This window comes from Streptomyces sp. NPDC042259 (assembly GCF_055582085.1).
This window is the reverse complement of the sequence record NZ_JBVJDW010000011.1, coordinates 260,427-272,052: the sequence shown is the minus strand read 5'-3', so window position 1 is coordinate 272,052 and position 11,626 is coordinate 260,427. Positions and strand designations below refer to the sequence as shown.

General features: G+C 70.5%; 13 protein-coding genes. 9 read left to right on the top strand and 4 right to left on the bottom strand.

What is annotated here, in order from left to right; genetic code table 11:
- Positions 1-14: 14 nt before the first annotated feature.
- The 3 genes from argC to lysW are packed head-to-tail and all read right to left on the bottom strand — an operon-like array spanning position 15 to position 2,150.
- Positions 15-1,037 carry an N-acetyl-gamma-glutamyl-phosphate reductase gene (argC, locus tag ACZ6MA_RS27110; protein WP_469436670.1) on the bottom strand — a complete coding sequence of 341 codons (1,023 nt, stop codon included), beginning with the start codon at positions 1,035-1,037 and terminating at the stop codon, positions 15-17.
- Positions 1,034-1,969 (bottom strand): RimK family alpha-L-glutamate ligase, encoded by a 936-nt coding sequence (locus ACZ6MA_RS27105; protein ID WP_469436668.1) that lies wholly within the window; start codon positions 1,967-1,969, stop codon positions 1,034-1,036. The genes argC and ACZ6MA_RS27105 overlap by 4 nt, the downstream gene beginning before the upstream one ends.
- A complete protein-coding gene (gene lysW / locus ACZ6MA_RS27100; RefSeq protein ID WP_469436667.1) occupies positions 1,962-2,150 on the bottom strand; it encodes a lysine biosynthesis protein LysW in 189 nt (62 codons plus the stop codon). Before lysW ends, ACZ6MA_RS27105 begins: the two co-directional genes overlap by 8 nt.
- Positions 2,151-2,303: 153 nt before the next feature.
- Here lysW and ACZ6MA_RS27095 point away from each other — a divergent pair, with 153 nt between their 5' ends.
- Genes ACZ6MA_RS27095 through ACZ6MA_RS27060 form a run of 8 tightly spaced genes read left to right on the top strand, consistent with a single transcriptional unit; the run spans position 2,304 to position 10,161 of the window.
- Positions 2,304-2,897 (top strand): hypothetical protein, encoded by a 594-nt coding sequence (locus tag ACZ6MA_RS27095; RefSeq protein ID WP_469436665.1) that lies wholly within the window; start codon positions 2,304-2,306, stop codon positions 2,895-2,897.
- Complete coding sequence (locus ACZ6MA_RS27090) at positions 2,894-3,922, top strand: BtrH N-terminal domain-containing protein (RefSeq protein ID WP_469436663.1); 1,029 nt, start codon at positions 2,894-2,896, stop codon at positions 3,920-3,922. The genes ACZ6MA_RS27095 and ACZ6MA_RS27090 overlap by 4 nt, the downstream gene beginning before the upstream one ends.
- Positions 3,923-3,935: 13 nt before the next feature.
- Positions 3,936-5,216: a DegT/DnrJ/EryC1/StrS family aminotransferase gene (locus ACZ6MA_RS27085; RefSeq protein ID WP_469436662.1), complete on the top strand. Its 1,281-nt coding sequence runs from the start codon at positions 3,936-3,938 to the stop codon at positions 5,214-5,216.
- A complete protein-coding gene (locus tag ACZ6MA_RS27080; RefSeq protein WP_469436660.1) occupies positions 5,213-6,070 on the top strand; it encodes a transketolase in 858 nt (285 codons plus the stop codon). The genes ACZ6MA_RS27085 and ACZ6MA_RS27080 overlap by 4 nt, the downstream gene beginning before the upstream one ends.
- Positions 6,067-7,299, top strand: coding sequence for a transketolase C-terminal domain-containing protein (locus ACZ6MA_RS27075; RefSeq protein WP_469436658.1), 1,233 nt, complete (start codon positions 6,067-6,069; stop codon positions 7,297-7,299). The genes ACZ6MA_RS27080 and ACZ6MA_RS27075 overlap by 4 nt, the downstream gene beginning before the upstream one ends.
- A 44-nt stretch (positions 7,300-7,343) precedes the next feature.
- Positions 7,344-8,651, top strand: a complete 1,308-nt coding sequence (locus tag ACZ6MA_RS27070) for a cytochrome P450 (protein ID WP_469436657.1) — start codon at positions 7,344-7,346, stop codon at positions 8,649-8,651.
- Entirely contained in the window at positions 8,648-9,430 is a 783-nt protein-coding gene (locus ACZ6MA_RS27065; protein WP_469436656.1) for a thioesterase II family protein, read from the top strand. The genes ACZ6MA_RS27070 and ACZ6MA_RS27065 overlap by 4 nt, the downstream gene beginning before the upstream one ends.
- A complete protein-coding gene (locus ACZ6MA_RS27060) occupies positions 9,427-10,161 on the top strand; it encodes a sulfotransferase-like domain-containing protein (protein WP_469436655.1) in 735 nt (244 codons plus the stop codon). The genes ACZ6MA_RS27065 and ACZ6MA_RS27060 overlap by 4 nt, the downstream gene beginning before the upstream one ends.
- 70 nt (positions 10,162-10,231) lie before the next feature.
- On the opposite strand, the gene ACZ6MA_RS27055 is transcribed toward ACZ6MA_RS27060, so the two are convergent.
- Positions 10,232-10,561, bottom strand: coding sequence for a hypothetical protein (locus ACZ6MA_RS27055; protein ID WP_469436654.1), 330 nt, complete (start codon positions 10,559-10,561; stop codon positions 10,232-10,234).
- Positions 10,562-10,797: 236 nt separating this feature from the next.
- On the opposite strand from ACZ6MA_RS27055, the gene ACZ6MA_RS27050 reads away from it, so the two are divergent.
- The gene (locus ACZ6MA_RS27050; RefSeq protein WP_469436652.1) at positions 10,798-11,178 is read left to right on the top strand and encodes a hypothetical protein; all 381 of its coding nucleotides are present in this window, start codon (positions 10,798-10,800) and stop codon (positions 11,176-11,178) included.
- Positions 11,179-11,626: the final 448 nt, after the last annotated feature.

Here is an 11,626-nt window from a genome sequence, read left to right as displayed (position 1 = left end):
GCCAGTCGTTCCCTTTACATCGGGTGGAGTCCGAGGAAGTTGAGGCCTTCCCCTTCGCCCAGTCCGGTGGCGATGTTGGCGCTCTGCACGGCTCCGCCGGCTGCGCCCTTGACGAGGTTGTCCAGCGCGGCGACGGCGACGACGCGCTCGCCGTCCCCGTCAAGGGCGAAGCCGACGTCGCAGAAGTTCGCTCCGTACAGCACGCGCGGCTCGGGCAGCCGGTTGAGGCCGGTGCGCTGGGCGACGAGGCGGATGAACGGCTCGTCGGTGTAGTGCTGCCGGTAGGCGGACCACACCTGGGCCGAGGTGACGGGCTGCGGCGGCCGGACCTGCGCGACGATCTGGACGCCGCGCACGGCGGGGATGCCGGTGACGGTCATTCGCGCACGGATCCCGCAGTGCTGGGCGATCTCCGGCTCGTGCCGGTGGCCCACGGGGCCGTACAGGCGCAAGGCCGAGGCGCGTTCGGCGTGGTGGGAACCCGCTCCGGGCTTGTTGCCAGAGCCGCTGGATCCGGTGCGTGCGTCGACCACGACGTCGCCGCTGACCAGGCCGGCCGCGGCGAGGGGGTGGAGGGCGAGGGTCGCGGCGGTGGCCATGCAGCCGGGCACCGCGATGCGGTCGGCGCCCGTCAGGCGGTCGCGGTAGAGCTCCGGCAGGCCGGGGACGAACCCGCGGGCGGTCTGCGTCTGCTCGACGTCGGCGCCGTAGACCCGGGCGGCCTCGGCCTCGTCGTGGAGGCGGTGGTCGGGGCTGAGGTCGACCAGGACGTCGGCCACCTTGGCGAGTTCCGGAAGGCGGGCGGCGAACACCCCGCGCGGAAGGGCGCTGAAGAGCACGTCCACCTTCTCCAGCCGGTCCGGGTCGGTGAACACCGGCTCGGCGACGCCGCGGAGGTTGGGGTGGGCGCTGTGCAGCGGCTTTCCGGCGTGCTGCCGGGAGGTGGCTTGGACCAGGTCCATCGAGGGGTGTCCATGCAGAAGCCGGACCAGCTCTCCCCCGACGTATCCGGCGCCCCCCAGGACGCTGGCTCTCATGGGCTGTCGCCCTCCTGCTTCGGTGGGACCCGGCTGTCCGGGTGCTGCGGGATGGGAAGGTTGAGGACGTGGTCGACCACGGCGTCCGCGAGGTCGTCGGCGGACATTTGGCCGCCTTGGGCCTCGGCTGTTCCCCGGAACTCGACGCCGCTGTTCACCTCGTTGACCAGCAGGCGCCCGTCGTCGCTTTCCAGCAGGTCCACGCCGAGGACTCCGCCGCCGACCGCTGCCGCCGCCCGGATCGCCAGACTCTCGATCTCCGGTGTCAGCGGGCAGCGGACGGTGTGGGCTCCGCGGGCGGCGTTGCTGATCCAGTGGTCGCTGGTGCGGTAGGCGGCCGCCACGGCGCGGTCCCCCAGGACCATGACGCGGATGTCGCGCTGGGGCGTGCGGACGAATTCCTGCGCGTAGACGAGGTGCTGTGACGGGGAGGGCAGGCTCTCCTTCAGGCCCAGGACGGCTTCCGCCGAGTCCTGGTCGTTGATTCTGCACACTCCGCGTCCCCAGGACCCGTTGACGGGCTTGACCACGGCGGGCAGGCCGACGAGTGCCAGGGCCGTGTGTCCGCCGACGGGGCTGAGGGAGACGGCGGTGTCCGGGACGGGCAGGCCGGCACCGTGCAGGGCGAGCGTCCCTGCGATCTTGCTGTCGCAGGTGGCCGTGGTCGCCGTGGAGTTGGTGACCGGGATGCCGAAGGCCTCGCACATGCGGCTGACCTCCAGGCGCCGGCTGCCCGACAGGGACCGGTTCAGCACGGTGCGCCAGGCCGGACGTGGCCCCCCGACCTGGTAGGCGAGGGTGCGGTCGTCGACGGTGACCACGTCGACGCCGCGCCGCCGGAAGGCTTCGAGGAGCAGTTTCTCCTCGTACCTCACGCGGGAGGCGACCAGCGCCACCGGCAGCGCGTCGTCGGCCCGGGGGCTGTTACTCACCCCAGTCCTCTTCGACCTCGGGGGCGAGCGCCAGGACGATCGGGCCGACCGTGATGACTTCCAGCTCGGCGGTGCACTCCGGGCACACCACGATCTCGGTCGCCTGGGTGTCGGCGGCCAGCGCCACACCGGCGGCGCACTCGGGGCACGCGGGCTTCTCCGCCAGGGTCTCCACAGACATCGCACTCTCCATGTTGATTATTCAAGCCTCTGCTCGAATCGGGCGATGTAGATATTCAAAATCAACAGACACTTCAAAGTCAAGATGGAGTCTATGTAGACTCTAGGGGCCAAGCTCACCCTGTACATGGAGGGCGAAGAAGTGACTCTTCAGATGACCGAATCAGCCAGCGCCAGGCCCAGGGAGGCGAGAGAACACATCCAGCTGCCCGTGGACCTCTCGGCGCTCCTCAACAGCGTCGCGTTCACCGGCACCGACACCCTGGGCAACGGACGGCTGAACGTCTGGGGCAACAGCCTCCCCATCGGCACCCTGCCGCCCGGCCGGATACGCGTCTCCGGCGTCGAGTTCGACCTGCCGGAGCCCGACGGTGTCGCACCCGACAACGTCCGCTGCGCGGCACAGCTCATCCACCTGCCCGACGGCACACCCGCCGACTGGCTGCACCTGCTCATCACCTCCGAGCGCCGCTGCGAGGAGACCATTCACCTGCACTACGCCTCCGGCGCCGTCGACCCCGAGTGGCTGAGGGTCTCCGACTTCTGGCCGGCCAACGGTCACTTCGGCGAAGTCCTCGCGGCCAGGTCGGACGGAATGCACTACCCGCACCACGTCCAGGAGAACCTGGGCGGCCAGGTCTGGTCGGTGCGCGTCCCCGCCGTTCGCCGCGAGGCGTTGCGGGCCGTCCGGCTGCCCGACAACCCCGCGCTCCACCTGTTCGCCCTGACGGTGGAGGGTGTCCGATGAGCGTTCCGGTCACCGGCCCGTACTCGGCCGCGGTCCCCGTGGCGGACACCGCCTGGTACGACGACCTGTGCAGCTGCCTCCAGGTGGACGTCGTCCACGTGCTGAGGCTCAGCGGCTGGGACCCGCTCCAGGCCCTGGGCACGGGCTGGCGGCTGCGTGCCACTCCCGATGCCTGCGAGCCGGTGGAGTTCTTCCACCCCGCGGGCGACGGGCTGGCCGACGCCTTCGGCCTCTACCACCCCCTGCAGATGCACTGGCACCGCCCGGCAACGGCCGAGGAGGGGCACAGCCAGGTCGTCGCGGCGCTCGCCGAGGGCCTCGTGCCCATCGTCGCCGTGGACAACTACCACCTGCCGTTCCGGCCCGCCTATCACGACGTGCACGCAGGCCACCTGTTGATGGTCACCGCGTGGGACGAGGCGACGGACGAGTACCAGGTGCTGGACCCGATGCCGCCCGCCTACCGCGGCTCGCTGCCTCGCACCGTGCTGGACCGCAGCCGCTCGTCGGCCAATCCCGACGACGGCAGCGACCCGTTCTTCGCCGGATCCGGGCCCGCCCGGCGCTGGCTGGAGGTGCGGACCCTCGGCCCCCAGCCCGCCCTGGAGTGGCCCTGGCTGCGGGAGGCACTGGCCACCAACCTGTGTTCGCTGCGCGGCGAGGAGGGCGACGGGCTGCCCGCCCTGGCCGCCTACCTGGAGGCCCTGCCCGCTCTCGTCGACCAGGAGGGCCCCGAAGCGCTGCTGCGTACCTACCGCATCGGCTGGCCGGCGCAGGCAGAGGCAGGGCTGCACGCGAAACTGCTGGCCTGGGCGGCCCAGCGGCTGGAGCGCCCCCGCCTCGCCGAGGCCGCCCGCGCGGTCGAACTCGCCTCCCACTCCTGGACCGGGGTGCGCGTCAGCGCGGCTCACGGCGCGGAACGCCCGCACGAGTCCGCACAGCAGGTGCTCTCGCACGGCAAGACGCTGCTGCGCAGTTACGAGGCCGCCTTCCAGGCCGTCGAATCCGCTTTGGACAAGGTATGAACCGGGGGACCAGATGACAGCCCATCAGGGACAGCAGCTCGCCCTGCTCGGCGGGCCGCGCGCGGTGCCACAGACCACCGCCACGCCTCAGTGGCCCCTGATCACTCCCGCGGATCAGGAGGCGGTCGCCCGCGTGCTGGCCAGCGGCAAGCTCACCGCTTCGGCGGAGGGCGAGGCCGAGGTTCCCGCCCTGGAGCGGGCCTGGGCGGACTTCTGCGGGACCGCGCACTGCGCCGCCGTGGGATCGGGCACAGCGGCCCTGCAGCTGTCCTTGGCCGCGCTGGGCATCGGTCCGGGCGACGAGGTCATCGTTCCCGCCCTGACCATGAACGCGACGGCCCTTGCGGTCACGCAGCAGGGGGCCGTTCCGGTCTTCGCCGACATCGATCCGGTCACGTACACCATGGATCCCCGCTCGGTGAAGGAAGCGCTCACCCCACGGACCGCGGCGCTGCTCCCCGTCCATCTGCACGGCTTGCCAGCCGACATGGACGAACTGGTCACGCTCGGCACGCGCCAAGGCATTCCGGTGATCGAGGACGCGGCCCAGTCTCATGGAGCGACGCAGGGCACAGTCCGCACCGGCGCCCTGGGCACCGTGGGCTGCTTCAGCCTGCACCCCAGCAAGAACCTGCCCACCTGTGGTGAGGGCGGTCTGATCACAACCGACGACTCCGCCCTCTACGACAAGGTGCTCCGCCTCCGTCAGTTCGGCGAGGACCCCAAGCCCCGCCGCACGCGCAGCTACATCTCGCACACCGGCGGGTGGAACCATCGCATCAGCCCCATCGAAGCGGCGTTCGCTCACAGCCAGCTGCAGCGTCTGGAGGAGTACACGCAGCGCCGCGAGCCCGGCATCCGTGACTTCCTCGCCCGGCTCGCCGCCTTGCCCGGCCTGCACGTTCCCGTGGTGCCAGAAGACCGCTCGCACGTGTGGCACATCCTGCGCTTCCGGCTCGTGCCCGAGGAGCTGGGCATGGAAGGACTGACCGGCGCTGCCGTCCGGCAGGCCCTGCACCGGGTGCTGAGGGCGGAGGGCGTTCCCGTCTCCCGCTACCAGGAGGCTCCCCTCCCCTACCACCCCGCCTTCGCCCCGTACGTGGACGACACCGGCCGTTTCCCCATCGCCTCGGCCGTCGTCGAGGACTCCCTGTGCCTGCAGCGGCGGCAGCTCGACCCCGGCGCCGGCGACGCGCTGCGCGCCTACACCGACGGATTCGAGAAGGTCTGGTCCCATCTCGACCTGGTCCGTCGCATGGCGCAGTCCGCCCCGGCCTCCCGGGAGACGGTGTGAGCACGCCCGACCAGGCCCTGATGAGCGCTGCCGCCGACGACGTGGACAGCCGTGAGCTGGCGCAGCGCATGCGGCGTGGCATCGTCGACATGGCCGCGGGCCCGCAGGGGGCACACATGGGCGGCAGTCTGTCCTGCACGGACGTACTCGCCGTGCTCTACGGCGAGGTCCTGCGGTTGCCGTCACAGCAGGCACCGGATTCCGGCGACACCTTCGTGCTCAGCAAGGGGCACGCCGCGCCCGCCTTGTACGCCGCGCTCGCCGCACGCGGGCTCATCGACCCGGCGGAGCTGTCCACCTACGCACGTCCCGGCAGCCGGCTGTTCGGGCACCCGCCGCGGGGACTGCCGGGCGTGATGTTCCCGACCGGCTCCCTCGGTCACGGACTGGCTCTGGGTGCCGGTGTCGCCCTCGCGGCGCAGCTGCGGGGGGCCGAGGGCCGGACCTTCGTGCTCATGGGCGACGGCGAGCTCCAGGAGGGGACGGTGTGGGAGGCACTGATGTTCGCAGGACACCGGCGTCTTTCCCAGCTGACCGCCATCATCGACCGCAACGGTCTTCAGCTTGCCGGGGCCACGGAGGACTCCGTGGCGATCGAGCCGCTGGACGAGCGCCTGGCCGCCTTCGGCTGGGAGGTGCGCACCGTGGACGGCCACGACCACGACGCCCTGCGCGACGTGCTGGGCACTCCATCCCGGACGGGGCGGCCGGTCGCCGTGGTGGCCCGCACCGTCAAGGGCCGTGGCATCCCGTTCCTGGAGGGCCGCGCGGCAAGCCATTACGTCAAACTCAGTGCCGGCCTGCACCGCAGGGCGCTGGCCGGGCTGCGCGCCACCGGGCAGGTAACCTCGTGAACAGCATCCCCGAGTACGTCTCCGACCCTCGCGAGGCCTACCGCGCCGCCCTCACCGACGTGGCTGCCCTGGACGAGCGGGTCGTGTGCCTCGACAGTGACATGGGCGGCCTGGACTCCACGTTCGGGAAGGCATTCCCCGACCGTTACGTGAACGTCGGCATCGCCGAAGCCAACCTGTTCGGTGTGTCCGCGGGGCTGGCTGCCCGTGGGTTGCGCCCCTACGCGCACACCATGGCGGCGTTCGCCGTCACCCGCGCTGCCGAGCAGCTGAAGCTCGACATCGTCGGCAACAGTCTGCCCGTAAGGGTGGTGGCCACCCACGCAGGGCTGTCCGCCGCCCATTTCGGCAGCTCGCACTACTGCCTGGAGGACCTCGCGTTCACCCGCGCGCTGCCGGGGCTGACCGTCGTCGTGCCCGCCGACGCCCGTGAGATCGGTCCTGCTGTTCGGGCACTGCACGATCTGCCGGGGCCTTCGTACCTGCGCCTGGGCCGTTCCGCCACTCCGCCCGTTCACGGCACCGAGGTTCCTGCCTTCCGGCTCGGAGAGGCGGTCCGGCTGCGCGAGGGCAGGGACGTCACGCTCATAGCCTGCGGCCCCCATCCGGTGCGCTTCGCGCTCGACGCCGCCGAGCGGTTGGCTCTGGAAGGGATCGCGGCCCGTGTCCTGCAGATCCACACGCTCGTGCCGTTCGACGAGGAAGCCGTCGCCCTCGCGGCAGCGGAGACGGCGGGCGTCGTGACCGTGGAGGAACACCGCCTCCACGGCGGTCTGGGCGATGCCGTCAGCACCGTGGTCGCCGCACACGCTCCCCGGCCGGTATCGCGTGTCGCCGTCGGCGTCCCGCTGCCCGACCGGGTGGACGACCAGGCCGGCCTCCTGGCGGCCACGGGCGTCAGTGCCGAGACCGTCTACCAGGCCGCGCTTCGAATCCTCCACCACTCCACCGTCAACGAGAGGTACCACGCCATGATCACTGCGAACGCCACCGAGACCACCGAGGCCTACGTCGGGGCCCTGTACGCGCGGTTGCTGCGCGTCCCCCTCGCCGCGCCCGAGGAGGACTTCTTCACGCTCGGCGGCACGTCGCTGTCGGCCATGGACCTCATCAAGCTGATCGAGGAGGAGCGGGGTCTGCAGGTGCCGGTGCGGTCCTTCTACCAGGGCACCACGGTCGCGGAACTTGCCCGCACCCTCGACGAGCTGACCGCGGCCTCCGCCGCCTGACCCCACCGTCCCGCCCTCGCCTTCCACGCCCACGGAGAATCCTCATGCGCCTTTCGACGCCGCCGTTCGCCCCCGCGGACACCGACGTATCGTCCGTAGACTTCCTCGACTCGAGGTATTACACCGACGGAGACCCGCACGCACTGTGGACGCATCTGCGGGCGCACGACCCCGTCCATCACTTCACGCCCGCGGACGGCCGTGAGCCGTTCTGGGTCGTCACCCGCTACGACGACGTCAGCAAGGTCCTCAAGGACCACACGGTCTACTCGTCCCGCCGGGGCACGATGCTGTGCATCATCGACCTGTCCATGCCCGACATCGCGTCGGACATGATGATGCCGGACACCGATCCGCCGCGGCACGGGCAGCTGCGCGAGCCCCTCAACCGCGTCATGACGCCGCGGGCCGTCGCCGCCCAGGAGGAGACGGTACGGGGGATTGTGCGGGAGCTGCTGCGCCCGGCGTTCGACGGCGGGGTGTTCGACCTGGCCCAGGCGGCGCTGATGTTCCCGATGGCGTTCACGGGTTCGATGCTGGGCCTGCCGCGCGAGACGTGGGACCGGATGTCGCGGCTCACCACGATGACGATCGCCTACGACGACCCGGAGTACATGGAAAAGGACCCCAAGTCGACGCTGCGCCAGGCGCACCACGAGCTGTTCGCCTTCTTCCACGACGAGATCACCCGCCGTGACCGCGCGAACCCGGGCAACGACCTGATCGGCATCCTCCTGCAGATGGACCTGGACGGCAGGCCGCTGACCGACCAGGAGATCATGCTGAACTGCTACAGCCTGCTGCTGGGCGCGAACGTCACGACCCCGCACGTGGTCTCCACGACGGCGCTGACCATGGCCGAGCACCCCGACCAGTTCGCGGCTCTGAAGGCGGACCCGAGCCTGCGCGGCACCGCGATGGAAGAACTCCTGCGGTGGTCCTCACCGGCCAGCCACTTCATGCGCTACGCCAAGGAGGACGTGGAGCTGGGCGGCCGGACGATCCGCAAGGACGAGCCGGTCAGCGTCTGGCTCGGATCGGCCAACCGCGACGAGAGCGTCTTCGCCGACCCCTTCCGCTTCGACATCGCGCGCCGGCCCAACCGGCACATCGCCTTCGGTGTCGGCCCGCACTACTGCATCGGTTCGGGTCTCGCCCGCCTGGCGCTGCGCGTCTTCCTCGAGGAGTTCACCAACCTCGTCGAGTCGGTGGAGCCTGCTGGCGAAGTGGCCCACCTCGCTTCGAACTTCGTTGCCGGCTTCAAGCACATGCCGGTCCACTTGGTGCCGCGTGCAGGGGCGCTTGCCGAGGCTTACGGCTCCACGGCCACCGCGGCGGGGGTGGCCGCATGAGCCTCGCGGTTCCTTCCCCCGCAGCCGGTCCGTGGCTGGAGCGTCGGCATCGCGGGGACGGCCCACCGCCTCGGCTGGCCCTCTACTGCTTCCCGTTCGCCGGCGGTTCCGCAGCCTACTACCACCAGTGGGCCTCTCATTTCGGGTCCGACGTCGAGCTCGTCCCAGTCCAGCTGCCCGGCCGCGGCACCCTCATGGGCGAGCCGTACGTGCAAAGCGTCGCTGCCGCGGCTGACCTGGCTGCTCAGGCGATCGCCGCCTCGCCCGTTCCGGTCGCCCTTTTCGGGCACAGCATGGGTGCTGTGCTCGCCTTCGAGACCGCTCGGCGCCTGGAGCACCGGGGCCGCACCGTCCACCACCTGTTCGTCAGCGGTCGTCCGTGCCCGACGGTCCGCCGCCCGGAAGAACCCGTGAGCGATCTGCCTCGCGAGGAGTTTATCGACATGCTCCGGGCGTACGGAGCAGCGCCTGAGGAGGTCCTCGCCCATGAGGAGCTCCTGGATGTCCTCCTGCCGATGGTCCGGTCGGATTTCCGCATCATCGAGCAGTACCGCTACGAGCGGGACCCGGGCTCCCCCGCGCCGCTGACCTGCCCGGTGTCAGCCTGGTGCGGGGACAGTGACCCGGAGGTGCCGCCCGCAGTGATGTCGCGGTGGGAGGAGGAGACGTCTGGTGCCTTCGAGTTCGAGGTGCTGAGTGGCGGCCACTTCTTCCTCTCCGACAACACCGAGCACATCACCGACACCATTCACCAGCGCCTGAAGGGTGCGGTCCGGTGACCCCCCAGACGGGTCTCGTCATCCTGTGGAGCGCGCCTCGCTGCCGCTCGACGGTGTTCTCCCGGGTGATGGCCGAGCGCGGGGACTTCCTTGTGCTGCACGAGCCCTTCTCCCACCTGAAGGACTTCGGGCAGGAGGAAGTCGAGGGTGTGACCTGCAGGACCGAAGCGGAGCTCATCAGCCGCCTGCTGGACCTGGCCGCCGAACGGCCGGTCTTCGTGAAGGACACCACGGACTTCCACTACCCGGGGGTTCTGGCCGACGAACGGTTCCTGTCGCAGGCCCGGCACACCTTCATCGTCCGCGATCCGGGTGAGGCCATCGCCTCTCATTACGGCCTGAACCCGGAACTGGGCCGGGACGAGGTCGGCTTCGCACGGCTGCGCGAGCTCTACGACAGAGTCGCAGCCGTGTCCGGCGCCGGCTCTCCCCCTCCCGTGGTCGATGCGGCCGATGTGGTCGAGCGCCCGGAGGCCATGGTCCGCGCCTACTGCGAGGCCGTGGGCATTCCCTTCCTGCCGGACGCGCTGGCGTGGGAGCCGGGGACTCTGCCAGGCTGGCAGAAGACGGCGAGGTGGCACCGGGACGCGAGCAGTAGCAACGGCATCAGCCGGGCCGTCTCCAGCCGCCCGCGCCTGGACGTTCCCACCCATCCGGTACTGGGGCCGTATTACTGGTACCACTTGCCGCACTACGAGCATCTGCGGGCGCAATGCTTGGTCATTGGCTGATTGCTGGTGCCCTGGGCGGCAGGAATGGGCAGCCGGGTTGATGGTCGGCCTGCCGCTGGGGGAACTGCTTTCACGAGTCGCGGCGAAGGTCCTCGACTGTCCACTCGTCACCCAGTTCCCGGCGCAGGGTGTCCAGTGTGGCGTCCGCCTGCTGCCTGAAGAGGGTCCGCTGCTCGTCGGTCCAGGTCGACGGATCCGGGGGGTAATCCCAGTCGATGGACGATTGGTAGCACTCGGACAGTCTTTCTAGTTCGGCCCGCGTGGCCGTGCTGATGGGCAGTCGTTCCAGCTCGCAGGGAGAGCCATAGGGGCTGTCGACATCCGGATCGCTTTGAGGGCCCGGCCACAGGGGCGTGTGCGGCACGTCGGCTTCGAAGAAGAACCGCAGGTGATAGGGCATGGGGCACTCTAGCGGTTACCACCGGGCCAAGGGCTGCGCCCTCAACGGGGGCCCATCCGGGCGAGAACGGCCCGTTCCGTGTGTACGGTGGAGACGAGGGCCCGGCCGAAGACGGGGTGAATCAGGTCAGGGCTCGGCCAGGCTGCCATAGTTGCAGGCGTGGAAGTCGGTGCAGGCGCGGGCCAGGTCGTCTTGCAGGACGGCCGGGGGTGGTACGGCGAGGCCGGATGTGCGCGGTGCTGGAGGATGTGCCTGGCATCCGTGTCCTGGACCTTGCGGCCACGGCGCTGCCGCTGCGCTACGAACCGGCCGAGCTCGGCGGGCTGCCTATCGAGCGGTTCCTCGACGTCGTCCACGCGGAAGGCGCCGCTGAGGCCGACCGGCCGGGATCGACCTGCCCGCTGCATGCCCATCCGCAGTTCCAGGCCCCTGAAGCCCTGCTCCCTGGCTACGCTGACCGCCAGGACGCCACCGTCGGCGGCTTCCCGGCGGCCGAGTACGTGCACGCCATGACGTTCAAGCTGCCCGTGTGGAGCGGCGCTGACGACATCCGCCTCGCCGACGCCTACAGCACCGCCATCGCCAAAGTCGCCACTCACGCGGAGGACCTGACGTGACCTCCTGCACCGTCACCCCCCGACCTTCTGGGAGACTGGCCTGACCGTGGCCGAGGTCGGGGACTGCCTCGGGCACTTCGTCTACCTCTCCGGCTCGGGCCGCAGCACCGGTAGTACAACTTCACTGCCACCGTCACTGGGAAGACGGTGCAGCTCAGCGAGCACGACGCCCACCGGTAGGCCGATGAAGCCCAGCAGAGCCGGATCTCCAGCGCCGTCCAAGCCGTCCTGGACCCCTGGCGGAAGAGGGCGGCCTGACCACCCTGGCGCGTTCCGGCCGGGTCCCGGTCGCGCTGCCTTCGGCAGCTGCGGACCGGGGCTCGATGCCGTGGGCCCGCTCCCATCCGCGAGCGGCAAGGTCGGCCTGCTGGGAAATATCGCCGCCGCGTCCCTTGGTGCCCCGGAGGGCTCGGTGCGGGCGGTGCTCTTCCCGGCGGCCGGAGGGGAG

Coding starts and splice junctions, on each gene's coding strand:
- argC (WP_469436670.1), bottom strand. CDS start 1,037: ATGAGAGCCAGCGTCCTGGGGGGCGCCGGATACGTCGGGGGAGAGCTG.
- lysW (WP_469436667.1), bottom strand. CDS start 2,150: ATGTCTGTGGAGACCCTGGCGGAGAAGCCCGCGTGCCCCGAGTGCGCC.
- ACZ6MA_RS27095 (WP_469436665.1), top strand. CDS start 2,304: ATGACCGAATCAGCCAGCGCCAGGCCCAGGGAGGCGAGAGAACACATC.
- ACZ6MA_RS27090 (WP_469436663.1), top strand. CDS start 2,894: ATGAGCGTTCCGGTCACCGGCCCGTACTCGGCCGCGGTCCCCGTGGCG.
- ACZ6MA_RS27085 (WP_469436662.1), top strand. CDS start 3,936: ATGACAGCCCATCAGGGACAGCAGCTCGCCCTGCTCGGCGGGCCGCGC.
- ACZ6MA_RS27070 (WP_469436657.1), top strand. CDS start 7,344: ATGCGCCTTTCGACGCCGCCGTTCGCCCCCGCGGACACCGACGTATCG.
- ACZ6MA_RS27065 (WP_469436656.1), top strand. CDS start 8,648: ATGAGCCTCGCGGTTCCTTCCCCCGCAGCCGGTCCGTGGCTGGAGCGT.
- ACZ6MA_RS27055 (WP_469436654.1), bottom strand. CDS start 10,561: ATGCCCTATCACCTGCGGTTCTTCTTCGAAGCCGACGTGCCGCACACG.